This is a genomic window from Variovorax sp. MHTC-1 (assembly GCF_003984645.1).
GTDB lineage: Bacteria > Pseudomonadota > Gammaproteobacteria > Burkholderiales > Burkholderiaceae_C > Variovorax.
The window spans coordinates 351416-373983 of the sequence record NZ_RWKI01000003.1 but is presented as its reverse complement, the minus strand read 5'-3'; the positions used below and the strand labels follow the sequence as shown (position 1 = coordinate 373983).

General features: G+C 65.5%; 25 protein-coding genes and 2 tRNA genes. 11 read left to right on the top strand and 16 right to left on the bottom strand.

Annotated elements, in window-relative coordinates:
- Nucleotides 1-103 precede the first annotated feature (103 nt).
- From EJI01_RS07585 to hemP, 5 genes are all read left to right on the top strand, one after another.
- A complete protein-coding gene (locus EJI01_RS07585) occupies nucleotides 104-376 on the top strand; it encodes a bacterioferritin-associated ferredoxin (RefSeq protein WP_126836590.1) in 273 nt (90 codons plus the stop codon).
- Nucleotides 377-471: 95 nt separating this feature from the next.
- Nucleotides 472-1173 (top strand): energy transducer TonB, encoded by a 702-nt coding sequence (locus EJI01_RS07580; protein WP_126836589.1) that lies wholly within the window; start codon nucleotides 472-474, stop codon nucleotides 1171-1173.
- A gap of 19 nt (nucleotides 1174-1192) precedes the next feature.
- Entirely contained in the window at nucleotides 1193-1906 is a 714-nt protein-coding gene (locus tag EJI01_RS07575; protein WP_126836491.1) for a MotA/TolQ/ExbB proton channel family protein, read from the top strand.
- Between the two features lie 5 nt (nucleotides 1907-1911).
- Complete coding sequence (locus EJI01_RS07570) at nucleotides 1912-2325, top strand: ExbD/TolR family protein (RefSeq protein ID WP_126836490.1); 414 nt, start codon at nucleotides 1912-1914, stop codon at nucleotides 2323-2325.
- A gap of 93 nt (nucleotides 2326-2418) precedes the next feature.
- Nucleotides 2419-2628 (top strand): hemin uptake protein HemP, encoded by a 210-nt coding sequence (gene hemP, locus EJI01_RS07565; RefSeq protein ID WP_126836489.1) that lies wholly within the window; start codon nucleotides 2419-2421, stop codon nucleotides 2626-2628.
- A gap of 179 nt (nucleotides 2629-2807) precedes the next feature.
- On the opposite strand, the gene EJI01_RS07560 is transcribed toward hemP, so the two are convergent.
- Nucleotides 2808-3215 (bottom strand): GlcG/HbpS family heme-binding protein, encoded by a 408-nt coding sequence (locus EJI01_RS07560; protein ID WP_093109849.1) that lies wholly within the window; start codon nucleotides 3213-3215, stop codon nucleotides 2808-2810.
- Between the two features lie 177 nt (nucleotides 3216-3392).
- Here EJI01_RS07560 and EJI01_RS07555 point away from each other — a divergent pair, with 177 nt between their 5' ends.
- Complete coding sequence (locus EJI01_RS07555; protein WP_126836488.1) at nucleotides 3393-4094, top strand: Bax inhibitor-1/YccA family protein; 702 nt, start codon at nucleotides 3393-3395, stop codon at nucleotides 4092-4094.
- 44 nt (nucleotides 4095-4138) lie between these two features.
- On the opposite strand, the gene rlmD is transcribed toward EJI01_RS07555, so the two are convergent.
- Genes rlmD through surE form a run of 5 tightly spaced genes read right to left on the bottom strand, consistent with a single transcriptional unit; the run spans nucleotide 4139 to nucleotide 9166 of the window.
- Complete coding sequence (rlmD, locus tag EJI01_RS07550) at nucleotides 4139-5575, bottom strand: 23S rRNA (uracil(1939)-C(5))-methyltransferase RlmD (RefSeq protein ID WP_126836487.1); 1437 nt, start codon at nucleotides 5573-5575, stop codon at nucleotides 4139-4141.
- A gap of 43 nt (nucleotides 5576-5618) precedes the next feature.
- Complete coding sequence (locus EJI01_RS07545; RefSeq protein WP_126836486.1) at nucleotides 5619-6659, bottom strand: sigma-70 family RNA polymerase sigma factor; 1041 nt, start codon at nucleotides 6657-6659, stop codon at nucleotides 5619-5621.
- A gap of 8 nt (nucleotides 6660-6667) precedes the next feature.
- A complete protein-coding gene (locus EJI01_RS07540; RefSeq protein WP_126836485.1) occupies nucleotides 6668-7615 on the bottom strand; it encodes a peptidoglycan DD-metalloendopeptidase family protein in 948 nt (315 codons plus the stop codon).
- 11 nt (nucleotides 7616-7626) lie between these two features.
- Nucleotides 7627-8400, bottom strand: coding sequence for a protein-L-isoaspartate(D-aspartate) O-methyltransferase (locus tag EJI01_RS07535; RefSeq protein WP_126836484.1), 774 nt, complete (start codon nucleotides 8398-8400; stop codon nucleotides 7627-7629).
- A gap of 1 nt (nucleotide 8401) precedes the next feature.
- A complete protein-coding gene (gene surE, locus EJI01_RS07530) occupies nucleotides 8402-9166 on the bottom strand; it encodes a 5'/3'-nucleotidase SurE (RefSeq protein WP_126836483.1) in 765 nt (254 codons plus the stop codon).
- A gap of 126 nt (nucleotides 9167-9292) precedes the next feature.
- Between surE and EJI01_RS07525 the strand changes: the two genes are divergently transcribed.
- On the top strand, nucleotides 9293-10279 hold the full coding sequence (locus EJI01_RS07525; RefSeq protein WP_126836482.1) for an NADPH:quinone oxidoreductase family protein: 987 nt from the start codon (nucleotides 9293-9295) through the stop codon (nucleotides 10277-10279).
- A 63-nt stretch (nucleotides 10280-10342) separates the two neighbouring features.
- Here EJI01_RS07525 and EJI01_RS07520 read toward each other — a convergent pair whose 3' ends face one another.
- The 7 genes from EJI01_RS07520 to EJI01_RS07490 all read right to left on the bottom strand — a co-directional run bounded on the left by EJI01_RS07520 (nucleotide 10343) and on the right by EJI01_RS07490 (nucleotide 15464).
- A complete protein-coding gene (locus tag EJI01_RS07520; protein ID WP_126836481.1) occupies nucleotides 10343-10681 on the bottom strand; it encodes an H-NS family nucleoid-associated regulatory protein in 339 nt (112 codons plus the stop codon).
- A gap of 117 nt (nucleotides 10682-10798) precedes the next feature.
- Nucleotides 10799-10874, bottom strand: a tRNA-His gene (locus EJI01_RS07515).
- A gap of 30 nt (nucleotides 10875-10904) precedes the next feature.
- Entirely contained in the window at nucleotides 10905-12818 is a 1914-nt protein-coding gene (locus EJI01_RS07510; RefSeq protein ID WP_126836480.1) for a SurA N-terminal domain-containing protein, read from the bottom strand.
- A 74-nt stretch (nucleotides 12819-12892) separates the two neighbouring features.
- A tRNA-Val gene (locus EJI01_RS07505) sits at nucleotides 12893-12968 on the bottom strand.
- Between the two features lie 17 nt (nucleotides 12969-12985).
- Entirely contained in the window at nucleotides 12986-13258 is a 273-nt protein-coding gene (locus tag EJI01_RS07500; RefSeq protein ID WP_007830705.1) for an HU family DNA-binding protein, read from the bottom strand.
- A 227-nt stretch (nucleotides 13259-13485) separates the two neighbouring features.
- Nucleotides 13486-14571, bottom strand: a complete 1086-nt coding sequence (locus EJI01_RS07495; protein ID WP_126836479.1) for a tartrate dehydrogenase — start codon at nucleotides 14569-14571, stop codon at nucleotides 13486-13488.
- The gene (locus EJI01_RS07490; RefSeq protein ID WP_126836478.1) at nucleotides 14568-15464 is read right to left on the bottom strand and encodes an alpha/beta fold hydrolase; all 897 of its coding nucleotides are present in this window, start codon (nucleotides 15462-15464) and stop codon (nucleotides 14568-14570) included. Before EJI01_RS07490 ends, EJI01_RS07495 begins: the two co-directional genes overlap by 4 nt.
- 74 nt (nucleotides 15465-15538) lie before the next feature.
- Between EJI01_RS07490 and EJI01_RS07485 the strand changes: the two genes are divergently transcribed.
- Nucleotides 15539-16483 (top strand): LysR family transcriptional regulator, encoded by a 945-nt coding sequence (locus EJI01_RS07485; RefSeq protein ID WP_126836477.1) that lies wholly within the window; start codon nucleotides 15539-15541, stop codon nucleotides 16481-16483.
- 24 nt (nucleotides 16484-16507) lie between these two features.
- Here EJI01_RS07485 and EJI01_RS07480 read toward each other — a convergent pair whose 3' ends face one another.
- The 3 genes from EJI01_RS07480 to uvrC are packed head-to-tail and all read right to left on the bottom strand — an operon-like array spanning nucleotide 16508 to nucleotide 19957.
- On the bottom strand, nucleotides 16508-17389 hold the full coding sequence (locus EJI01_RS07480; RefSeq protein WP_126836476.1) for a DMT family transporter: 882 nt from the start codon (nucleotides 17387-17389) through the stop codon (nucleotides 16508-16510).
- The gene (gene pgsA, locus EJI01_RS07475) at nucleotides 17386-17952 is read right to left on the bottom strand and encodes a CDP-diacylglycerol--glycerol-3-phosphate 3-phosphatidyltransferase (RefSeq protein WP_093109863.1); all 567 of its coding nucleotides are present in this window, start codon (nucleotides 17950-17952) and stop codon (nucleotides 17386-17388) included. Before pgsA ends, EJI01_RS07480 begins: the two co-directional genes overlap by 4 nt.
- Before the next feature lie 43 nt (nucleotides 17953-17995).
- Entirely contained in the window at nucleotides 17996-19957 is a 1962-nt protein-coding gene (gene uvrC, locus EJI01_RS07470) for an excinuclease ABC subunit UvrC (protein WP_126836475.1), read from the bottom strand.
- Nucleotides 19958-19974: 17 nt separating this feature from the next.
- Between uvrC and earP the strand changes: the two genes are divergently transcribed.
- The 3 genes from earP to EJI01_RS07455 all read left to right on the top strand — a co-directional run bounded on the left by earP (nucleotide 19975) and on the right by EJI01_RS07455 (nucleotide 22544).
- The gene (gene earP, locus EJI01_RS07465; RefSeq protein ID WP_126836474.1) at nucleotides 19975-21045 is read left to right on the top strand and encodes an elongation factor P maturation arginine rhamnosyltransferase EarP; all 1071 of its coding nucleotides are present in this window, start codon (nucleotides 19975-19977) and stop codon (nucleotides 21043-21045) included.
- A gap of 107 nt (nucleotides 21046-21152) precedes the next feature.
- A complete protein-coding gene (efp, locus tag EJI01_RS07460) occupies nucleotides 21153-21707 on the top strand; it encodes an elongation factor P (RefSeq protein WP_093109866.1) in 555 nt (184 codons plus the stop codon).
- Between the two features lie 60 nt (nucleotides 21708-21767).
- A complete protein-coding gene (locus EJI01_RS07455) occupies nucleotides 21768-22544 on the top strand; it encodes a crotonase/enoyl-CoA hydratase family protein (RefSeq protein WP_126836473.1) in 777 nt (258 codons plus the stop codon).
- The last annotated feature ends 24 nt before the right edge of the window (nucleotides 22545-22568 follow it).

Genomic DNA, 22568 nt, shown 5'->3' with positions numbered 1-22568 from the left:
ACGGGGATTCCCACTGCGGGCGCAATAGTTATTGCAAATGCGAGGAATTCGTATTTATAATCAAGCCTCTTACCAACAGCCAGCCAACCGCCGCCTCACCGCCATGATCGTTTGCGTATGTCGCCGAGTGTCAGACCGCGAAATCGCACGCCATGTGCGCGCCGGCATGACCTTCGACGAAGTGCAGTTTGAACTCGGCGTGGCCACCCAGTGCGGCCAATGCGAAGGCTGCGCGCGCGATGTGGTCGCGCAGTGCAGCGCTTCCCATCCAGTTGCCGCGCTCAACCGCGAATCGGAACCGAGGTCGATCCAGCTTGCCAACTCCATCACGGAAAGCAGGGCATGGAACTCTTCTCGACAATCGGCGGCAGCCTGATTCTCGTCACCGGCTCGGTCTGGTGGATTCTTCGTAAGTAGTCGGCGGTTCCGCTGCACCGGGCACCTTTCGCAAGGGCCGGCACTCCATAGTTGATCGTGTCTGACCGCTTTTCCTCGCCTCCTCCCTCCGTTCTGGGCCTCTCGCGCAACGCCGTCATCGCAGGCGGCGTGGTGCTGTTTCACGTCGCGGCCCTGTGGGCGCTGCAAAGTGGTCTGCTCCGCCGCGCTGCCGAGGTGGTCATCCCGGTGGAAATCCTGAGCGAGTTCATCGAGCCGCCCAAGCCGAAAGAAGTACCGCCTCCCCCGCCTCCCCCGCCTCCGCCGCCACCACAGGCGCCCAAGCCACGAATCGCCAAGGCGCCGCCACCGCCGCGCCCCATGGCTATCCGGGAACCGACGCCCGCTCCCAGCGCACCTGTAGGCGTTGTCGAGCCCCCTCCCCCCGCACCGGTCGTTGCGCCCGCGCCGCCGGCGCCTCCCGCACCGCCGCCAGCTCCACCGGCACCGCCCACCGTGCAATTGCCATCGAGCAACGCCGAATATCTGCAAAACCCGAAGCCGGCATATCCCGCCATGAGCAAACGCCTCGGCGAGCAGGGAAAGACCGTTGTGCGGGTGCTTATCGGAGTTGATGGACTTCCCAAGAAGGCCAGCGTGCGCAACTCGAGTGGATATGACCGGCTGGACGAAGCGGCCCGCGCTGCCGTGATGAGTTGGCGCTATGTGCCGGGCAAGAAAAATGGGGTCGTCGAAGAAATGGAGTTCGACGTGCCGATCAGCTGGGTTATCAACTAATTTTCTGGAGTAGCTGCGTATGGATTCTCAATTTGGCCTGATGAACGTATGGGCGCAGGGCGACTTCGTCACCAAGGCCGTCGCCTTGCTGCTGATCGGCATGTCGCTCGCATCGTGGATCGTGATCCTGATCAAGGCGCTGGACGTCATCAAATACAAGCGCCTCGCGAAGCACTCGCAGGACTTCTGGCACAGCGAAGACTTCGCCACTGCGCTCAACAAGCTCGGCAAGGACGACAGCAATCCGTTCCGCGCATTGGCGCTGGAGGGGCGCGAGGCGGCGGCGCATCATCGCAACACGAAGGCCCACCTGCACGATGCGCTCGACGTGAGCGACTGGATCACGCGCGCGCTGCGCAACGGCATCGACGAATTCACCGCGCGCCTTCAGACCGGCCTGGCCATCCTGGCTTCGGTCGGCTCGACGGCGCCTTTCATCGGTCTGTTCGGCACGGTCTGGGGCATCTATCACGCCTTGATGAGCATCGGATCGGCCGGCCAAGCGACTATCGACAAGGTGGCGGGCCCGATCGGCGAAGCGCTGATCATGACGGCGCTGGGCCTGGCGGTCGCCATTCCTGCGGTGCTGGGCTACAACGCGCTGGTGCGCGGCAACAAGTTCGTGCTGACCAAGCTCAACAGCTTTGCGCACGACCTCCATGCCTATTTCGTGACCGGGGCGCGCGTCCAGAGCGGCGTCGAGGCCACCGTCGTCCCGCTCAAGAAAGGCTGAGCACCATGGCTTTCGGAACCCAGGACGAACCCGACGAGGTGATGAATGAGATCAACATGACGCCGCTGGTCGACGTCATGTTGGTGCTCTTGATCATCTTCATCATCACCGTGCCGGTGATGAAGCACGCCGTGAACATCGACCTGCCCCGGGCGAGCAGCGAGCCGGAGCAGACCAAGCCCCAGAACATCCTGTTCACCGTGGCCGCCGACGGCAGCTACTACTGGAACGAGCAGAAGATCAACGACGCCGAACTGAAGACTCGACTGGCGGCGGAAGCGGCAAAGGATCCGCAACCCGAGTTGCATATCCGCGGCGACAAGGAGGTTCGCTACGAGCGCGTCGCTCAGGCGATGTCGGCCGCGCGCGAGACTGGCGTGCGCAAGATAGGCTTCATCACGGAACCCCAGGCGAGGTAGATCTGCTTTGCAAGGCAAAAAGTTCGATCGGGGCGATTGACTTTTTATTGCGAATCATTATCATTCACTCATCGCTTCCAAAAGGGATTTCCAATGCCAGCAGCTCCCAACGCATTCACCGTCCTGAGCCATCCCTCGCTCGACCATTCGGGCGGCGGCCGCGCCGCCGAGGCGCCCCGCCCTGCGGCCCTCTTCGAAAGCACGGAACTTCTCAAGGGCAGCAAGATCGTCGGGATCATGCATAACGGCTCGCTCTACCGCCTGCAAGCCACCAAACTCGGCAAGCTGATCCTGACCAAATAGGATCAGCCCGCCCCTCGCGCAAGTTTCATCGTGGGGCGACTCGAGGAGATTCATCTCCGAAGGGTCGTTTTTTGCTAGCCAACGGTTCGCCGACTAGCCAAGCTTTTTTTTTCACCTTGAACCCCCAAAAAAGAAACGCCGACCCACAGGTCGGCGTCTTTGTTTTGGAAGCTCCGCGATCAGAGGCCGAGCGCGGCGATGCCCGCCTTGGCGATCTGGGCGTCTTCATTCGACTTGACGCCGCTGACGCCGACCGCACCGATCACCTGGCCATCCTTGACGATGGGCACACCACCTTCGAGCAGGCCCTGCACCCCCGGCGCCGTCAGGAACGAAGTGCGGCCGCCGTTGATCATGTCTTCATAGATCCGGCTCTCGCGCCTTCCCATCGCTGCGGTGTGGGCCTTTGCCGGCGCGATGTGCGACGACAGAGCCGCCGCGCCGTCCAGCCGCTGCAGCCAGAGCAGGTTGCCGGCATCGTCGGCGATGGCGATGGTCACGGCCCAGTTGTTCTTGAGCGCTTCGGCCTCGGCCGCGGCGGCAATGGCCTTGACGTCGGCGAGTTCGAGGAAGGACTTGGTCTTCATGGTCTTGCAAAAAGTGAGCTAAGTCCTGGAGCATAGCGCCCGCGGCCACACGCACCCGCCAGCGCCGGAAAGCGCTTTAGGGACATCCCGAAGCGGGTTTTTGTCGCGGGCACCTCTTGCAGCCACCTAGAATGAGCCCCAACTGCAGCATCGCAGCAAACATCAGGAGCTTCAGCAATGAACGACCGCGTCAACACCCTCGACACCACCGTCGGCTACGGCCAGACGCTGCCGCAGGCAGAGCGCCAGCGCGTCCTGCGCAATACCTACTGGCTGCTCGCCCTGAGCCTGCTGCCCACCGTGCTGGGCGCATGGCTGGGCGTGGCCACCGGCATCACCCGATCGCTCAGCGGCGGTCTCGGCCTCATGGTCTTCCTGGGCGGCGCCTTCGGCTTCATATTTGCCATCGAGAAGACCAAGAACTCGGCCGCCGGCGTACCGGTGCTGCTGGCCTTCACCTTCTTCATGGGCCTGATGTTGTCGCGTCTGATCGCGATGGTGCTGGGCTTCAAGAACGGCTCCGAGCTGATCATGACCGCCTTCGGCGGCACTGCCGGCGTGTTCTTTGTCATGGCCTCGCTGGCAACCGTGATCAAGCGCGACCTGTCGGGCATGGGCAAGTGGCTGTTCGTCGGCGCAGTTGTGCTGATGGTCGGCGCGATCATCAATGTCTTCGTCGGCTCCAGCGCCGGCATGATGGCGATCTCGGTCGCCGCCATCGGCATCTTCTCGGCCTTCATGCTGTATGACCTGAAGCAGATCATGGACGGCGGCGAGACCAACTACATCAGCGCCACACTCAGGCTTTACCTCGACCTGTTCAACGTGTTCCAGAGCCTGCTGGCCTTGCTCGGCATCTTCGGCGGCGAGCGCGACTGAGCGGCCGGTCGGCTTCACGCGCAAGGGCCCCTCGGGGCCCTTTTTCATGCCAGATCGAATACCGCGATCGACTCGACATGCGCCGTGTGCGGGAACATGTTGACCACGCCCGCGAAGGTGCAGCGATAGCCGGCCTGGTGTACCAGGAGGCCGGCATCGCGCGCCAGCGTCGAGGGATTGCAGCTCACATAGACGATCCGCTTCGGGGGCGACCAGCCGCCTTCGTGCAGTTCGACCTGCTGATGAAGGTCGGCGAGCGCCTTGGCAAGCGCAAACGCACCCTCGCGCGGCGGATCGACCAGCCACTTGTCCGCCGCGCCATCGGCCACCAGGATTGCGGGTGTCATCTCGAACAAGTTGCGCGCGACGAAGCGGACAGGGGCCAGCGCGCCTCGACCGGGCACCGCGGGCCGGTTGCGCTCGAAGTTGTCGGTCGCCCGCCCCACCAGCGTGTCGCTGCCCTCGATCCCCAACACCTCGCGGGCGCGGCTCGCCAACGGCAACGTGAAGTTGCCCAGGCCGCAGAACCAGTCGATCACGCGCTCGTCCGGCTGCACGTCGAGCAGGCGCAAGGCGCGGCTGACCAGCGCACGGTTGATGTGCGGATTGACCTGCGTGAAATCGGTCGGCTTGAAGGGCATCGTGACCCCGAACTCCGGCAGTTCGTAAGCCAGCGCGGGGCCATCGGGTTCCAGGAGCTTCACCGTCTCCGGCCCTTTGGCCTGCAGCCACCATTGCACGCCGGGGTGCTGCGCTGCAAAAGCCTGGAGCCGCCCGATGTCCGCGGCGGACAGCGGCTGCAGATGCCTCAGCACCAGCGCGATCACGCCGAGCCCGGCGCCGTCCGGCGCATCTCCGCAAGCCAGTTCGATCTGCGGGCAGGTGTCGCGCGCCTCCATCGAGCCGATGACTTCGCGCAAGGGCATGAGCATGGCGCTGACCCGGGCGGGCAGCACGGGGCACACCTGCATGTCCGCCAGGTAGCGGCTCTTGCGCTCATGAAAGCCGATCAGCACCGTGCCCTTCTTGACCACGTAACGCATCGACAGGCGGGCACGATAGCGGTAATGCCAGGCAGGCCCTTCCAGCGGTCGCAGCATGTTCTCGGGGCGCACCTTGCCGAGATGCCACAGGTTGTCTTCGAGCGCACGCTGTTTCACTGCCACCTGCGCTGCGGCATCCAGGTGCTGCATCTTGCAGCCGCCGCAGGCGCCGGCGTGCAGGCCGAAATGCGGACAGCCGGGTCGCACGCGCTGCGACGATTCGCGCCGGATCGCGGCCACGGTGCCCTGCTCCCAGTTGTTCTTCTTGCGGTGCACGCTGAACTGCACCTCTTCGAAAGGCAATGCGCCTTCGATGAACACCACCATGCCGTCTGCCTTGTGCGCTACGCCTTGTGCGTCGAGGTCGAGCGACTCGACGTGCACCCATTCATCGCGGGCTTGTTGCTGCGCCGCTTTTTTCTCTATCGAATCCGTCATGCACGGATTGTCTCAGGGCCGCGGTGCGCCCTCGGCCCGAAGGCTACAAAAGTGCATCGCGCTGCACGCCGGCGCGCGCGAGCTGGCGGCGCATCTTGGCGAGCGCCTCGTTCTGGATCTGCCGCACGCGTTCCCGCGTCAGGCCTAGGCGCACGCTCAGCACCTCGAGCGTTTCGGGATCGCGGTCGTGCAGGCCGTAGCGGCCTTCCAGCACCTCGCGCTCGCGTTCGCTCAGTGCGAGGATCCATCTATCGAGAAGCTTCTCGACCTCGTGCGTCTGCGTCACGCCTGTCGGGTCTCCGCCCTCGTCTTCCGAGGCCACCGTATCGGCCAGGCTGAAGCTGTCGTCGCCGCGCTCGCTGCCGGCGTCGAGCGAACGTGGTGCCTCGGAGAGCGCCATCAGCTCGGCCACCGCCTGCACCTCGCGGCCCAGCAACGCCGCGACATCTTCGACCCGAACGCCGTCGGGCCGCCGCGCAATGAAGTCGGCGTCGCCCTCCAGCGCACGGCGCGCGCGCATCACCTGCTGCAGTTCACGAACCACATGTACCGGTAGGCGGATCGCACGGGCCTGCATCATCGCAGCTCGTTCGATCGATTGGCGGATCCACCAGGTTGCATAAGTGGAAAAGCGAAAGCCCCGCTCCGGTTCGAATTTGTTGATCGCATGCATCAGGCCGAGGTTGCCTTCTTCGATCAGATCCGCGAGCGGAACGCCGCGGCCGAGATAGGCCTTGGCGATGTTCACCACGAGCCGCAGGTTGTGCTCGATCATCGATTGCCGCGCCGCGAAGTCGCCGCGGCGCGCGGCGCAGGCGGTCTGGTATTCCTCGTCGGGGGTGAACAGTTCTGTGCGCCGGATCTCGCGCAAGTAGAGCGTCAGCGAATCGCCGCCTTCACCGCCTAGATCGGCGGGCGCCGCGTCATGCGAAATCTCGGCCAGTGCGCCCTTGTCCGCGCGATCAACGACGTCATCCGCAGGAGCGGGCAGGCTCGCAGGCTTGTAGGACCGGAAGGTCGAGATGCTGCCGTTGCCCGCCGCGCGCCGCACGACCGGAATGCGACGCGGGACGGAGGCAGCCATGCATGATCCTAGCGCGCGGGCAGGTAGCGCGCCGGATCGACCGGCTTGCCCTGACGGCGAATTTCGAAATGCAGCTTCACGCGGTCTGCGTCGCTGTTGCCCATCTCGGCAATCTTCTGGCCCTTCTGCACGGACTGGTCTTCCTTCACCAGCAGGGTCCGGTTGTGCGCATATGCGGTCAGGTAGGTGTTGTTGTGCTTGAGGATGATCAGGTTGCCGTAGCCCCGCAGGCCGGCGCCGGCATACACCACTCGCCCATCGGCTGCAGCAAGCACCGAATCGCCGGCCTTGCCTCCGATGTCGAGGCCCTTGTTCTTGGCTTCATCGAAACCTGCAATCAGGGAGCCCTGCGCGGGCCAGATCCAGCCCACATCTTCATCGCCGGATGCCGTGGCAGCCGGTGCAGAAGGCGAAGCGGTGACGATGGGTGGCGTAGGTTTGGCAGCCGCACTCGCCGCGGCCGCGGCCGCGGGCGCCGCTGCGGCGCCGGAAGACGGTGCGACGGCAGCCTGCGTGACCGGCCGCGTGACAGCGCCCGACGCATCGGTGATACCCGCTCCAGGTGCCTGCGCCGCCGCGCTTGTGGCGCCAGCCGGCGGGATCACGCGCAGCACCTGACCGACTTCGATCAGGTCGGGATTGTCGAGATTGTTCCAGCGGGCGATGTTCTGCCAGCTCTGGCCGGTTTCGGTGCCGATGCGGCGAATGGTGTCACCGGGACGCACCGCGTAGTAGCCGGGCTTGCCGTAGTTTTCGATGCCCGGCAGCGGCTTGCCCGAAGCGTCCGTGGTGATGAGTGGGACACCGGGCCCGCTGGGCGCGGCAACCGGCGCGCTGGTCATCGTGCCGCGGTCCTCGACCGGTACGGGGCCGCGCCTTGCAGCACACCCCGCAATCAAGAGCGCGACCAGCAGCGTCACGCCGGCAAGCCAGCCCCGATTGCCAATACCCAGCATGTGTTCTTCCTTCAAGCAATTCCCGATTTTAGGGGGACAAAGTGAACCGCCTCAAGAATGCGGCGCTCCAATCCCCGCGCTGTTTTGTCGATCACGACAAGGGCTTGTTTACCGACCGCGGACTGGGTCGGCGCGACGATCCGGCCGCCCACGGCCAGCTGCGCGATCCAAGCCTCCGGCACCGCTTCGCCGCCGGCTGCTGCGATGATGCCCGCGTAAGGCGCACCCTTCGCATAACCCACCATACCGTCACCCAGCAGCAGATGAACCGTGGCCAGCCGGAACGAGCGGAGATTGGTGCGCGCTCGCTCGTGCAATCCGCGCAGGCGTTCGATGCTGTAGACCTCGGTCGCGATGTGGCTCAACACCGCCGCCTGGTAGCCGCAGCCAGTCCCGATCTCGAGCACGCGGCCCAGGCGATCGGTGGGCTTGTTTGCCAATGCGGGAGCGCCGAGCAGGAGTTCGATCATGCGGGCCACCACGTTCGGCTTCGAGATGGTCTGGCCCAGACCGATCGGCAGGCTCGTGTCTTCGTAGGCCTGATTGACCAGCGCGCTGTCGACGAAAAGATGACGCCCGACCGTGCCCATCGCGCGCAGCACCCGCGCGTCGGCAATGCCCTGCGCAGCGAGCCGCTGAACCATGCGCGCACGCACGGCGTCCGAGGCCATCGAAGGTGTGTGATGGACGAGCGGCTTGGCAGGCACGGCGGACGTGCGCCCGCGCGTCACGGCCGACGCGGTGGGTGTGAGCCGAACGGGGAATCCGGGTCGCTGGCTCGCCATTTCAGGAGGACTCGCCCAGGCGAGCCACCGTCTCGCGCCACTGACCCAGGTTGGCATGGTCGGTCAGATCGATCTGCAATGGCGTGAGTGCAATGTGGCCAGCCGCCGTCGCATGGAAGTCGGTGCCCTCGCCGCTGTCCTTGGCGCTGCCCGCCCCCGCGATCCAGTACATGGTCTCGCCGCGCGGGCTGTCCTGCGTAATGACCTTTTCGGCTGCATGGCGGCGCCCCAGCCTGCAAACCTTGATCGATTTCAGCTTGTCGAAGGGCAGGTTCGGCACGTTGACGTTGAGCAGGAACGCGCCGCCCTCGAGCATGCGTTCGCGTTCGATCTGCTCCACCAGTCGCCGGGCCGCGCGGGCGGCGGCATCGACATGGGCCCAGCCCTTCTCGATCTGGGAGAACGCGATCGCTGGAATGCCGAAAAGGTAGGCTTCCATCGCAGCACCGACGGTGCCCGAGTAGATGGTGTCGTCCCCCATGTTGGCGCCGTTGTTGATGCCGGAAACCACGAGATCGGGCCGATAGTCGAGCAGTCCCTTGAGTGCGATGTGCACGCAGTCGGCGGGCGTACCGGTCACGTAGCGAAAGCCGTTGTGCGCGGTGTGCACGTAAAGCGGCGCCGCCAGCGTGAGCGCATTCGACTTGGCGCTGTTGTTGTGCTCGGGTGCGACCACTTCGACTTCCGCCACCTCCTTCAGTGCATCGTGCAGCGCAACGATGCCGGGCGCCTGGAAGCCATCGTCGTTCGAAATAAGTATCTTCATGTCGTCTGTGAGTGCGCGCGATTGTAGGCGGGCGATGCGTCACGACAGGGACAATGCCGACCTGTCGGGCCGCCTATCATGACCCGGATTCATTGCCCCAGAGTACCCCCTCAAGGAGATACGAGCATGCACGCATGGCTCTGCGAAAAACCCACCGGCGTCGACGCCCTGACCTGGAAAGAACTGCCGACCCCAACCCCCGGCCCGGGCCAGGTGTTGATCGAAATCAAGGCGGCCAGCCTCAACTTCCCCGATCTGCTGATCGTTCAGAACAAGTACCAGATCAAGCCGCCGCTGCCCTTCGTGCCCGGGTCCGAATATGCAGGCGTGGTGGCAGCTCTCGGCGACGGAGTGACTCATCTGCAAGTCGGCCAGAACGTCGCCTGTCTTTCCGGCACCGGCGGCTTCGGCACCCACACGCTGGCGCCGGCGGCCCTCTGCATGCCGCTGCCCGAGGGCTTCGGCCATGTCGATGCGGCGGCTTTCATCATGATCTACGCGACATCGTGGCACGCGCTGATGGACAGGGCGCAGCTCAAGGCCGGCGAAACCGTGCTCGTGCTCGGCGCAGCCGGCGGCGTCGGAACGGCCGCGATCCAGATCGCCAAGGCTGCCGGCGCCAAAGTGATCGCTGCCGCCTCCACCGATGAAAAATGCGAGCTCTGCAAATCCATCGGCGCCGATCTCACGATCAACTACACCACGCAAGCGCTGCCCAGCGGCTTTCGCGAGGCCATCAAAGCGGCGACCGAGGGCAAAGGTCCGGATGTTATTTACGACCCCGTCGGTGGCGAATTCGCCGAACCTGCATTCCGTTCGATCGGTTGGCGCGGACGCTATCTGGTCGTGGGCTTCGCCGCCGGCCCCATTCCCTCGCTGCCATTGAATTTGACGCTGCTCAAAGGCGCATCGCTGGTCGGCGTGTTCTGGGGGGATTTCGCCAAGCGCGAACCCAAGGCCAATGCGCAGATGATGGCCGAATTGGCAAAGTGGTACGGCCAAGGCAAGATCAAGCCGGTGATCGACCGCACCATGCCAATGGCAGAGTTGAAGGCCGCCTACGCACACATGGGTTCGCGCGGCGTCAAAGGCAAGCTCGTGATGGTCAACTGAGGCCTGCCGCACCCAATAAAAAAGCCCGCACCTGCGGGCTTTTTACGAGGACTCACAAACCGTCTACTTGATCTCGAAGTCCGACAGCGACTTGCCGGCGGCCAGTGCCTCCGTGATCCAACGCGGCTTGCGCCCGCGCCCACCCGACCACGTTTCACCGGTTGGGCTGCGATACTTTGCAGCCGCCTTGGTCCCGACCACCGCTGTACTGCGCTTGCTACCACGCGTGCCGAGTTTCAGATCGGCAGCAGTCAAACCGTATTCTGCGACCTTCTTGCGCAGTTCCTCGATCACACCCGCGCGCTCCTGATTGCGCAGTTCCTCGGCTTGTTTGCGCAATTGCGCAATCTGCTCGTCGTGCTTCTTGATCTGGGAATTGATGTCGGCAAGGGTTGAGGCCATTGGTGAAATCCTCTGAATTGGAAAGTAAAAATTCTAATTCAAATCCCAATTGCCGCAAGTGAGGCCGCGCCAAAAAAAAGCGCCGATCGAATGATCGGCGCTTTCGTCAAAGGGGGTTGGGGTGGCTGATGGGACTCGAACCCACGACGACCAGAATCACAATCTGGGACTCTACCAGCTGAGCTACAGCCACCACAGAGCCTGCAATTGTAGCGGCAAAAAACTAGCGTCCGCCGACAGCGATGGGATCCGCCGGCTTTGGCACCAGGATCTCCGCCTTGAATCTGCTCTTCAGCATGTCGTAGTACGCCGCATTCTCAGCCGCGGCAACGGCCTGCGCGACCTGCTGGGTCTCCTGCTGTGCCGCCTCGGGCGGCGGCGGTGTCCGGGGCACCGTTTTGTTGACCCGCACGACGGCATAGCCTTGCGCGCCCAGATCGACTCCAACCAGTGAAGGAAGCTTGGCGGGATCGGCCCGCAAGGCACTTTCGATGACAGGCAGCGGCTGCGACTGCGTCTCGAGCCGCGAAACCGTCACCGCCGCGCCGAAGCTTGCATCGTCCGGCTTGGCTTGCCAGGCCGCGAGCTTGGCCTCGCCCTCGGTCTTGGCGAGCGCGGCTGCACGCTCGGTGACAAGCTGGGTACGAACCCTGTCCTTGACCTCTTCGAAAGGCAGTGCCCGCGCAGGGCTGTATTGCGTTACGCGCCCCGACGCGAGCTGGTTGGGCCCGATCTCGATCGCCTCGGTGTTGTGCTTGCGCTGGAGCGAATCGGCGGCAAACAGCGCGTTCAGGAAGTTGCGGCTTGCCAGCGCCCCCGTGGCGCCCGGCGCCGGCATGCGGCCGACATTGCTCGCGGTCTGGATGGTGAGCTTCAACTTGTCGGCGGCCGGCTTCAGGCTGTCGGGCTGTTGGTAGACGATGTCGGTAAAACTCTCAGCCGCCTTGGCGAACTCCTGCGTGGCCTGCTGGCCGCGCACTTCGTTCTCGATGGCGGCGCGCGCCTGCTCGAAGGGCTGGATCACCGCGGGCTTGATGTCGTTGAGCTGGATGATGTGATAGCCGAACTCGGTTTCGACAACATCACTGATCTCGCCCTTCTTCAGCGCGAACATCGCATCCTCGAATGGCTTGACCATGGCGCCGCGCGTCACGAAGTCAAGGTCGCCGCCCTTTTCCGCCGACCCGGGATCTTGAGAATTTTTGCGCGCAACATCGGCAAAAGTGCCTGGCGCCTTCTTGACTTCGGCCAGCAGCTGCTGCGCCTTCGCACGCGCGCTCTCGCGCTCTGCAGCGGGCGCGCTCCCGGGCGCGGTGATCAGGATGTGGCTTGCACGGCGCTCTTCCTTGGTACCGAAGCGCGCGGCGTTCTGGTCGTAGTAGCTGCGAAGATCGGCTTCATTGATCGCGATGTTCTTCTTCGCCGCTTCGAGGTCGAGCACCAGGTATTCGACGCTCGCCTGCTCGGGCACCTGGAATTGCGCAACATGCTGCTTGTAATACGCCTCGAGATCGGCATCGCTCACATTGACCTTCGGCGCGAACTCGCTCGGATTGAAGCGCGCGACCTGCACTTCGCGGCGGTCATAAAAGGCATTGAGCGTGGCTGCTGCCTGGGCGGGCGTGGCGAATGCCGTCCCCGAAATGCCCAGCAGCACCTGCTGCGTCGCCAGATCGGCGCGTACCGAAGCTTCGTACTGCTCGGGTGTGCGGCCCGTCGCACGCATGAAGCGCTCGCGATCGAACTTGCCGTCGGCCGTGCGGAAAGAAGCCAGGCCCGTATCTTCGGCGAACAAACGCGCGAGCCGCTCTTCCGACACCGTCATGTTCGACTTGGAAGCGGCTGCCGCGAGCACGCGGTCGCGCACCATGCGCTCCAGCGTCGCGTAGCGGGCGGCGTCCGAATCGAGCAAGCCCGGCTCGATGTTGGGCGCCTGCTGCCGGATCCTGTCTACCTCGTTGCGATGCTGCGCATCCCATTCCGGCCGGGTGATGTCGGTGCCGTCTACACGGGCAACCGTCTCTCCTTGGCCGCCGCCCTGGTAGCGATCGACGCCGAACAGCACGAACGACGGAATGATCAGCAAGAACAAGAGCCCCATGATGACCTTGTTGTACTTGCGGAAGGAATCAAACATGCTTGGACACTCTCTGCGGGATGAACGAAACAGCAAACAAAAAAGGCGAACTCAGTGTTCGCCTTTGCATCGGGTGGTGGGTGCTGAGGGGTTCGAACCCCCGACCTACGCCTTGTAAGGGCGCCGCTCTACCAGCTGAGCTAAGCACCCCACCGGGAACCAGTGTCTCAGTTCAGCGCGTCTTTGAGCGCCTTGCCGGGACGGAACTTCGGGATCTTGGCGGCCTTGATTTTAATCGCGTCGCCGGTGCGTGGATTGCGACCGGTGCGCGCAGCGCGTTTGCCGACTGCAAAGGTGCCGAAACCGACGAGCGATACGGAACCGCCCTTCTTGAGCGTGGTACGAATGGCGCCGATGGTCGATTCAAGTGCCCGCGTGGCAGCGGCTTTGGAGATGTCGGCGTTTTTTGCGATGTGCTCAATCAGTTCGGTTTTGTTCACAAGGGCCCCTTGCAGGAAAAATTGTTGATCGGGTAACGTCAGAAACAATGCCGGCCCCATGGCGACGCCATGGGGTGCGATAGATGGAAAAGGATGGCAGTTCTGACGCGCCGGCAGCGCACTGCCGACAAGGATTACAACCACTGGTCCACGGGGTGTCAATACGACACTCGGCCGCGCAACCCAGCGAGGACCGCGATTTTAGTGTTGTTTTGCGCCGGCTCTTTTCAGAGCGCCTGCGCGATCGCGCGGCCGAGGTCGCTCGTGCCTGCGCTGCCGCCGATGTCAGGCGTGCGCGGTGCGCCACTCGCAGGTGTCAGCACTTTCTCGATCGTCGCCAGGATGGCATCGTGCGCGGGCTTGTGGCCGAGGAACTCCAGCATCATCGCGCCGCACCAGATCTGCCCGATCGGATTGGCAATGCCCTTGCCGGCGATGTCCGGCGCCGAGCCGTGCACGGGCTCGAACAGCGAGGGCGCGGTGCGATCCGGATTGAGATTCGCACTCGGTGCGATGCCGATCGTGCCGGTGCATGCGGGGCCGAGGTCGGACAGGATGTCGCCGAACAGATTGCTCGCCACCACGACATCGAAGAAGTCGGGGCGCTGCACGAAGTGCGCCGTCAGGATGTCGATGTGAAACTTGTCGAGCTTGATGCCCGGATAGCTCTTTGCCATTTCGGCGACGCGCTCGTCCCAGTACGGCATGGTGATCGAGATGCCGTTGGATTTGGTCGCGCTGGTGAGGTGCTTCTTCGGCCGCGATTGCGCGAGCTCGAAGGCGAACTTGAGCACGCGGTCGACACCGACGCGCGACATCACGGTCTCCTGGACGACGATCTCCCTCGCCGTCCCCTCGTACATGCGGCCCCCGATGCTGGAGTACTCGCCCTCGGTGTTCTCGCGCACGATGTACATGTCGATCTCGCCGGGCTGCCGCGGCGTACCGTCCCGCCGAACCACGGGCGCGACGATGCCCGGCATAAGGCGCGCGGGACGCAGGTTGATGTATTGATCGAACTCGCGACGAAACAGCAGCAAGGATCCCCAGAGCGAGACATGGTCCGGAATCTTCTCGGGCCAGCCGACCGCGCCGAAATAGATGGCGTCGTGGCCGCCGATCTGATCCTTCCAGTCGTCCGGCAGCATCTTGCCGTGCTTCTCGCAGTAGTCCCAACTCGAAAAATCGAAGTGGTCGAAATGGAGGTCGATGCCGAACTTGCGTGCCGCGGCATCGAGCACGCGCAGGCCTTCAGGCATGGTTTCCTTGCCGATGCCGTCGCCGGCGATGACGGCGATTCGTTGGGTGCTCATGTCTCAGATCCTTGGGGTACGTTGAAAAAGGGCAGCGCCTCGGCCAGCAGCTCGCGCGGCGCTTCTTCGGGAATGTAGTGGCCGCACGGCAAGCTTGCGCCCGACACATCGAGAGCGCGTTCGCGCCAGAGCGAAAGTACGTCGAAGCAGCGCCCCACGGCGCCATGTTCGCCCCACAGCACGCGCAGCGGCTGGGCCAGTTGGAGGCCGGCGGCGATGTCCGCCCGGTCGTGTTCCAGATCGATCGCGGCCGAGGCTCGATAGTCCTCGCAGATACCTCGCGCGGAGCCGTCTATCGCGGCGCAGCGCTCGTACTCGGCCAGGGCCTCGGGCGCAAAGGGCGTGAGACCGGCATGGCGGCTGCCCATGACGCTGCGAACGTAGCGCACCGGATCGGACTCGATCAGCGCCTCGGGCAAGGGCGGCGGCTGAACCAGAAAGAACCAGTGCCAGTAGGCGCGCGCAAAGGCTTCCGACGTGTTCTGGTACATCGCGAGGGTCGGTGCGATGTCGAGCAGCATGAGCCGTTCGACCGCCTGCGCTTGGTCCGCCGCGAGCCGATGGGCCACGCGCGCGCCGCGGTCGTGTGCCAGCACCCCGAAGCGGGAGAAGCCGTGCTGCTGCATGGCGTACAGCGCATCGAGCGCCATCTCACGTTTGCTGTAAGCGGCGTGGTCCGCCTCAGCCGCCGGCCGGCCCGAATCGCCGTAGCCGCGCAAGTCGACCATGACGACCGTGAACTGCTCCGCCAGCGCCGGCGCCGTGCGATGCCAGATCGCATGCGTCTGCGGATGGCCATGAAGCAGCAGCAATGGCTTGCCCTGTCCGCCGATGCGGCCGTGCACCCGCACGCCGTTGCGCGACAGTTCGAAGGTGGAGAACGAAGCGAACACGGGCCGATTGTGCGTTGCGCACCGCGCAGCATCAAGCAACAATTGGCCAATTGATACTTTCCAATTTGGCAGCAATGGATCGAAGAGACCTGGAGCTGGTGATCGCCATCCGCGACCGCGGCAGCCTCGCCGGCGCGGCGTCGGCGCTGGACGTCGTTCCCTCGGTGGTGACCAAGCGGCTGGGCGCACTCGAGCTGCGTCTCGGCCAGCGCCTGTTCGACCGCACCACGCGCCGGCTCAATCTCACCGCCGAAGGCGAAGCCGTGTGCCTGCATGCCAGAGGTTTGCTGGCCGGCTTTGCGGCGCTCGAGAACGAGCTCGGCGAGCGCCAGAACGAGTTGGCCGGCACGATCCGCCTCGTTGCCACTTTCGGATTCGGCCGCCGCTGGCTCGGTCCGGCGCTCGCGGCTTTCCGCGAGCAGCATCCCGCGTTGCAGCTCCAGTTGCAGTTGATGGAGCAACTCCCGGACCTCGGCGCTGAAGGCTACGACGGCGCGCTCTGGTTGTGGCCGGTGCAGCGCCGTCACGCGGGCGACTGGGTCACGCGCAGGATCGCGCGCAACCAGCGCGTGCTGGCCGCCGCGCCGAGTTACGTCGAGCGGCGCGGCAAGCCCGCAGACGTCGCCGCGCTGGCCGCGCACGACTGCCTGGTGGCCCGGGAGAACGGCGACGGCAGCGAGCGAGAGGCCGCACTTTGGACGCTGCGTCACGTCAGGGACGGCAGCGCGGCGCGTGTGCGCGTGGGCGGCCCGCTGTCGAGCAATTCGGGAGAGATGGTGCGCGACTGGTGCCTCGCCGGTGAGGGCATCATGCTGCGCAGCCTGTGGGATATCGCCCCGCAGCTCGCATCGGGCGAACTGGTGCATGTGCTGCCGCAGTTCGCCATGCCGGACGCCGACATCCAGTGGATCGCACCCTGGCGCCCGAAGACGCCCAAACGAGTGCGCGTCCTGGTCGACTTCCTGATCGAGCGCTTTCGCAGCGAGCCCTGGAAACCCGAGGGCAGGCGTTCGCGCTGAGGGTGACGGGAGCGCGGGGCCCGTTCACCTTTCTGCGCGCACGACCAGGCTCACGCCGACGGCCGTCATCGCGATGCCCGCCAAGGTCATTCCCGTGATCGGTTCCTTGAAGAGAAGCCAGGCCATCACCGCGGTGCAGGGCGGCACGAGATAGAGCAGGCTCGTGACCGCCGTCGCGGTACCGCGCTGGATCAGCATGTAGAGCAGCGAGCTGCCACCCAGCGACAGCGCCAGCACCGACCAAGCCATCGCGCCACCCGAGGACGGATTCCATTGGATGCTGTCGGCCTCCAGCGCCGCGAAGGGCATCGTGACGACCAGCGCGGCAGCGAGCTGAATGGCGCCCGCGCAGCGCACGTCGCAGGGCGCCACGAAGCGCTTCTGGTACAGCGTGCCGGCCGTGATGGAGAACAGTGCCATCAGCGCCAGGGCCATGGTCAGGGCGTTCACCTCGCCGCCCTCGCCGAACTTGCGTGACACCACCAGCACCAGGCCTGCGAAACCCAGGGCCAGCCCGGCCCACTGGCGGCGCGTGATCGAGCCGCCCCACATGGACAACCAAACGGCGGTGAGCACCGGCTGGATGCCGACCAGCAAGGCGACCAGCCCCGAGCCCATGCCGGCCCGGACCGCGGCCCAGACGCCGCCAAGGTAGCCCGCCTGCATCAGCACGCCGGTGGCCGCGAGATGCCACCACTGCGCGCGCTCCTGCGGCCAGGCGGCGCGCGCGAGGCGTACCCAGACGAGGAAGCAGACCACCGACAGTGCATAGCGCAGGGCCAGGAACTTGAACGGCGGGGCATAGGGCATGCCGTAGCGCGCGACGATGAAGCCGGTGCTCCAGATGAGCACGAAGACCGCGGGCATGGCGCGCACCCAGGCCGACGGCCGGGCCGTACCCGTCATTTCGCGCGGGCCCGGATTTCGGGAATGGCCTTCTGCAGGTAATAGACCATCGACCAGACAGTGAGCACGGCCGAGATCCAGATCAGCCATTGGCCCCAGGCGCCGGTGTCGATCAGGCCGAACAAGGTGCCGTTGAAAAGCAGGAAAGGGATCGCGACCATCTGCACCACGGTCTTGATCTTGCCGATCATGTGGACCGCCACGCTCTTGCCGGCGCCGATCTGCGCCATCCATTCGCGCAGCGCGGAAATGGCGATCTCGCGCCCGATGATGATCAGCGCCACGAAGACGTCGGCGCGGTTCAGGTGCACCAGCACCAGCAGCGAAGCGCACACGAGGAATTTGTCGGCCACCGGATCGAGGAAGGCGCCGAAGGCCGAGGTCTGGTTGAGCCTGCGCGCCAGAAAGCCGTCGAGCCAGTCGGTCGCGGCGAACACGATGAACATCACCGTGGCGATGAGATTGCGCATCGGCTCGGCCAGCGGCAGGTAGAACACGCCCACGATCAGCGGAATCGCGACGATGCGCGTCCAGGTCATGATCGTTGGGAGCGTCCAGAACATGCCGGCGATTGTGTCATGGGGCTGACCTTCCCTCGGACGCGGGTCAATGCAGCGCGCGATAGATCTCTTCGGCCAGATCGAGCGCAATGCCGTCGACCGACGCGATGTCTTCCACGCTCGCCGCCGCCACGCCGCGAATGCCGCCGAAGCGCTGCAGCAGGCGCGCGCGCCGCTTGGGGCCGATGCCCGGAATGTCTTCCAGCTGGCTGCCGCCCACCCGCACCTTGGCTCGCCTGGCGCGCATGCCGGTGATCGCGAAGCGGTGCGCCTCGTCACGGATCTGCGCGACCAGCATCAGCGCGGCCGAATCGCGACCCAAGTAGACCTTCTCACGGCCGTCGGCGAACACCAGCTCTTCGAGCCCGACCTTGCGGCCCTCGCCCTTCTCCACGCCGACGATCAGCGAGAGCGGCAGACCCAGTTCGCCGAAGACCTCGCGCGCCATCGACACCTGACCCTTGCCGCCGTCGACCAGCACGAGGTCGGGCATGCGCGCCGCCCGCGTGCCCGGGCGCGCGTCGGTGCCGGCGCCGCCCGCGTCGCCAGCCGGCGGCGCGTCCGTCTCCACCGCCATTGCCTCGGCCAGCTTGCCGTAGCGGCGATGCAGCACCTGGCGCATCGCCGCGTAGTCGTCGCCGGGCGTGATGCCTTCGATGTTGTAGCGGCGGTACTCACGGTTCTGCATCGTGTGGTGCTCGAACACCACGCACGAGGCCTGGGTCGCCTCGCCGGCGGTGTGCGAGATGTCGAAGCATTCGACGCGGAAGTTGTCGAGCTCGTCCGGCGCGAGTTCCAGCGCATCGACCAGCGCGCGCGTGCGCGCCTGCTGCGAGCCCTCCTCGGCGAGCAGGCGCGCGAGCTGGAGGCCGGCATTGGTCTGCGCCATTTCGAGCCAGTGCCGGCGCTGCTCGCGCGGCTGGAACACTGCCGTAATGCGGGTGCCGGCCTGCTGGGCGACCGCCTCGATCAGTTCGCGGCTCACGAGTTCGCTCAACACCAGCGTGGGCGGCACCGGCACATCGATGTAGTGCTGCGCGATGAAGGCTTCGAGCACCTGCACCTCGACGGATTCGATGGGCGGCACGGCCTCGTCGCCTTCCATGGCGCTCTCGCCATGCTGGATCTGTGTCGCGTCTTCGACGTGCACCGGAAAATAGGCGCGATCGCCCAGGTGCCGGCCGCCGCGCACCATCGCGAGGTTGACGCAGGCCTTGCCGCCCTGCACCTTGACGGCCAGGATGTCGACGTCCTTGTCGGAGGCGATCTCGACCGACTGCTGGTGCAGCACGCGCGACAGCGCCGACATCTGGTTGCGCAGCTCGGCCGCCTGTTCGAACTCCAGCTTCTCGGCATGCGCCATCATGCGTGCCTCGAGCTGGGTGAGCACGGCCTGCGTGTCGCCCATCAGGAAGGCCTCGGCGTTGGCCACGTCCTGCGCATAGGCCTCGGGCGTGATGTAGCCGACGCAGGGCCCGGTGCAGCGCTTGATCTGGTAGAGCAGGCAAGGCCGCGTGCGGTTGGCGTAGACCGTGTCTTCGCAGGTGCGCAGCTTGAACACCTTTTGCAGCAGCTGGATCGATTCCTTCACCGCCCAGGCGCTGGGGTACGGACCGAAGTAGCGATGCTTGCGATCGACCGCGCCGCGGTAATAGGCCAGGCGCGGGAAGGTGTGCGACGCGATCTTGAGGTAGGGGTAGCTCTTGTCGTCGCGAAACAGGATGTTGTAGCGCGGCTTGAGCGTCTTGATCAGGTTGTTCTCGAGCAGCAGCGCCTCGGCCTCGGAGCGCACCACCGTGGTCTCCATGCGGGCGATCTTCGAGATCATGTGGCCGATGCGCGTGCCGGCGTGATTCTTCTGGAAATAGTTGGCGACGCGCTTCTTGAGATTGCGCGCTTTGCCCACGTACAGCACGGCGCCTGCCGCATCGAAGTAGCGGTAGACACCCGGCAGTTGCGGCAGTGCCGCCACCTCGCTGAGCAGTTGATCGGAATGCGTCTCGGACATCTGTAGAGTATCTCGCGATGCGCTGGGACATCTTCTGCAAGGTCATCGACAACCACGGCGACGCCGGCGTCTGCTGGCGGCTGGCCTGCGGCCTGGCCGCCGGGGGCGAAGCGGTGCGGCTCTGGATCGACGATCCGTCGGCGCTGGTCTGGATGGCACCCGGCGGCTGCAAGGAGGTCGAGATCGTCACCTGGAACAACAGGGATGCGGCGCAACAGGTCGCGTCCAGCCCGCCGCCGGACGTCCTGATCGAGGCCTTCGGCTGCGATCCCGCGCCCGAGCTGATCGCGCGCTTCGCCGAGCCCGTGCATCCGGGCGGCCCGCGCCGCGTGTGGATCAATCTCGAATATCTTTCGGCCGAGTCCTATGTCGAGCGGCTGCACGGACTGCCCTCGCCCGTGTTCAAGGGGCCTGGGGCCAGCCTGACCAAGCACTTCTTCTACCCCGGCTTCACGCCCGCGACCGGCGGGCTGCTGCGCGAACAGGACCTGCTCGAACGCCGCCAGTGCTTCGACCGCGCCGCGTGGCTCGCGCACCAGGGCATCGCATGGCGCGGCGAGCGCCTCGTCTGCCTGTTCTGCTATGAGCCGCCCGCGCTCGAAGCGCTGCTCGCCCAGTTCGAGCGCGCCGGCGAGCCCACGCACCTGCTGGTGACCGCGGGCCGCGCGGCCCGCGCCCTGCCGCCGGGGCCGGCCCAGCGTGGCGCGCTCTCCATCAGTTGGCTGCCCTATCTGCCGCAGACTGACTTCGACCACCTGCTCTGGGCCTGCGACCTGAATCTGGTACGCGGCGAAGACTCGCTGGTACGCGCCCTCTGGGCCGGCTCGCCCTTCGTCTGGCAGATCTATGAACAGGACGACGACGCCCACCACACCAAGCTGGGCGCCTTCCTCGACTGGCTGGAAGCCCCGCCTTCGTCGCGCCGCTTCCACCACCTGTGGAACGGGATGGCCGAGGGCGAACTGCCGGCGCTGGACGATGCGGCGCTGGCCTCGTGGGGCGCAGCCTGCGCCGCCGCGCGCGCGCGCCTGCTCGCGCAGGACGATCTCCTGGCCCGCCTGCTGCGCTTCGTCGCCCAAAAAAGCTAAAATTGTGGGCTTTGCGGATTTCCGGCCGGGTCACCCCGTTTGCCGCGCCTTCCGCTGAACCCGCCGCGGTGAAAGTCACGAGCGGCCAACATCCAGAGACCTTGTTTATGAAAATCGCTCAAGAAATCCGCGCCGGCAACGTGATCATGCACGGCAAAGACCCGATGGTCGTCCTCAAGACCGAATACAGCCGCGGCGGCCGCAATTCCGCCACCGTGCGCATGAAGCTGAAGAGCCTGATCGCCAACTTCAACACCGAAGTCGTGTTCAAGGCCGACGACAAGATGGAGCAGATCGTGCTCGACAAGAAGGAGTGCACCTACTCCTACTTCGCCGACCCGATGTACGTCTGCATGGACACCGAGTACAACCAGTACGAAGTCGAAGCCGAGAACATGGGCGACTCGCTGAACTACCTCGAGGACGGCATGCCGGTCGAAGTGGTGTTCTACGACGGCAAGGCGATCTCGGTCGAACTGCCGACCAGCGTCGAGCGCGAAATCACCTGGACCGAGCCGGCCGTCAAGGGCGACACCTCGGGCAAGGTCATGAAGCCGGCCAAGATCGCCACCGGTTTCGAGATCGGCGTGCCGCTGTTCGTGGCCCAGGGCGACCGCATCGAAATCGATACCCGCACCGGCGAATACCGCAAACGCGTCTAAACGCCCGTTACGCCGGCAAGGAAGGCTCCCGAGGGAGCCTTTTTTGCGTACGCTCGCGCCATGAGCACACCCTCTGTACGCACCGAGATCGACGGCCCCGTCAGCACCATCGTCATGAGCCGCCCCCGCCAGCGCAATGCGGTGGACCGCGAGATGGCGGCGCAGCTGCGCGCTGCCTTCGAGCGCTTCGAGGCCGACGACAGCCAGCGCGTGGCGGTGCTCTGGGGCGATCACGGCGTGTTCTGCGCCGGCGCCGACCTGGGCGCGGTGAACGATCCGGCGCGCCGCAACGAGGTGGACCCCGAAGGCGGCGGCACCGGCCCGATGGGCCCGACGCGCATGGCGCTGGCCAAGCCGCTCATCGCGGCCATCAGCGGCCACGCCGTGGCCGGCGGCCTCGAGCTCGCCCTGCTGGCCGACCTGCGCGTGGCCGAAGACAGCGCAGTGCTCGGCGTTTTCTGCCGCCGCTGGGGCGTGCCGCTGATCGACGGCGGCACCGTGCGGCTGCCGCGCATCGTCGGCATGGCGCGAGCGCTCGACCTGATCCTCACCGGCCGGGCCGTGCCCTCCGGCGAAGCGCTCGCCATGGGCCTGGTCAATCGCGTGGTGCCCGACGGCGGCGCGCGCCGGGCGGCCGAACAGCTCGCGCACGAACTGGCCGCCTTTCCGCAGCAATGCATGCTGGCCGACCGTGCTTCCGCCTATGCCCAGTGGGACCTGCCCCTGGCCCGAGCCTTGCAGCAGGAAGGCAGGCTGGGCGCGCCGATCGTCGCTGCCGAGGGTGCGGCCGGTGCGGCCCGCTTCGTCGGCGGCGCGGGCCGGCACGGCCGGTTCTGAGCGGCCGCGCGCACAATCCAAGAA

Excerpts from the sequence above, each read along its gene's own strand:
- EJI01_RS07480 (WP_126836476.1), bottom strand. The coding sequence starts at position 17,389 with ATGACGGGTACGGCCCGGCCGTCGGCCTGGGTGCGCGCCATGCCCGCG.
- pgsA (WP_093109863.1), bottom strand. The coding sequence starts at position 17,952 with ATGTTCTGGACGCTCCCAACGATCATGACCTGGACGCGCATCGTCGCG.
- uvrC (WP_126836475.1), bottom strand. The coding sequence starts at position 19,957 with ATGTCCGAGACGCATTCCGATCAACTGCTCAGCGAGGTGGCGGCACTG.
- EJI01_RS07525 (WP_126836482.1), top strand. The coding sequence starts at position 9,293 with ATGCACGCATGGCTCTGCGAAAAACCCACCGGCGTCGACGCCCTGACC.
- EJI01_RS07570 (WP_126836490.1), top strand. The coding sequence starts at position 1,912 with ATGGCTTTCGGAACCCAGGACGAACCCGACGAGGTGATGAATGAGATC.
- EJI01_RS07485 (WP_126836477.1), top strand. The coding sequence starts at position 15,539 with ATGGATCGAAGAGACCTGGAGCTGGTGATCGCCATCCGCGACCGCGGC.
- efp (WP_093109866.1), top strand. The coding sequence starts at position 21,153 with ATGAAAATCGCTCAAGAAATCCGCGCCGGCAACGTGATCATGCACGGC.
- EJI01_RS07520 (WP_126836481.1), bottom strand. The coding sequence starts at position 10,681 with ATGGCCTCAACCCTTGCCGACATCAATTCCCAGATCAAGAAGCACGAC.
- surE (WP_126836483.1), bottom strand. The coding sequence starts at position 9,166 with ATGAAGATACTTATTTCGAACGACGATGGCTTCCAGGCGCCCGGCATC.
- EJI01_RS07510 (WP_126836480.1), bottom strand. The coding sequence starts at position 12,818 with ATGTTTGATTCCTTCCGCAAGTACAACAAGGTCATCATGGGGCTCTTG.
- EJI01_RS07455 (WP_126836473.1), top strand. The coding sequence starts at position 21,768 with ATGAGCACACCCTCTGTACGCACCGAGATCGACGGCCCCGTCAGCACC.
- earP (WP_126836474.1), top strand. The coding sequence starts at position 19,975 with ATGCGCTGGGACATCTTCTGCAAGGTCATCGACAACCACGGCGACGCC.
- EJI01_RS07540 (WP_126836485.1), bottom strand. The coding sequence starts at position 7,615 with ATGCTGGGTATTGGCAATCGGGGCTGGCTTGCCGGCGTGACGCTGCTG.
- hemP (WP_126836489.1), top strand. The coding sequence starts at position 2,419 with ATGCCAGCAGCTCCCAACGCATTCACCGTCCTGAGCCATCCCTCGCTC.
- EJI01_RS07575 (WP_126836491.1), top strand. The coding sequence starts at position 1,193 with ATGGATTCTCAATTTGGCCTGATGAACGTATGGGCGCAGGGCGACTTC.
- EJI01_RS07535 (WP_126836484.1), bottom strand. The coding sequence starts at position 8,400 with ATGGCGAGCCAGCGACCCGGATTCCCCGTTCGGCTCACACCCACCGCG.
- EJI01_RS07545 (WP_126836486.1), bottom strand. The coding sequence starts at position 6,659 with ATGGCTGCCTCCGTCCCGCGTCGCATTCCGGTCGTGCGGCGCGCGGCG.
- EJI01_RS07560 (WP_093109849.1), bottom strand. The coding sequence starts at position 3,215 with ATGAAGACCAAGTCCTTCCTCGAACTCGCCGACGTCAAGGCCATTGCC.
- rlmD (WP_126836487.1), bottom strand. The coding sequence starts at position 5,575 with ATGACGGATTCGATAGAGAAAAAAGCGGCGCAGCAACAAGCCCGCGAT.
- EJI01_RS07555 (WP_126836488.1), top strand. The coding sequence starts at position 3,393 with ATGAACGACCGCGTCAACACCCTCGACACCACCGTCGGCTACGGCCAG.
- EJI01_RS07495 (WP_126836479.1), bottom strand. The coding sequence starts at position 14,571 with ATGAGCACCCAACGAATCGCCGTCATCGCCGGCGACGGCATCGGCAAG.
- EJI01_RS07585 (WP_126836590.1), top strand. The coding sequence starts at position 104 with ATGATCGTTTGCGTATGTCGCCGAGTGTCAGACCGCGAAATCGCACGC.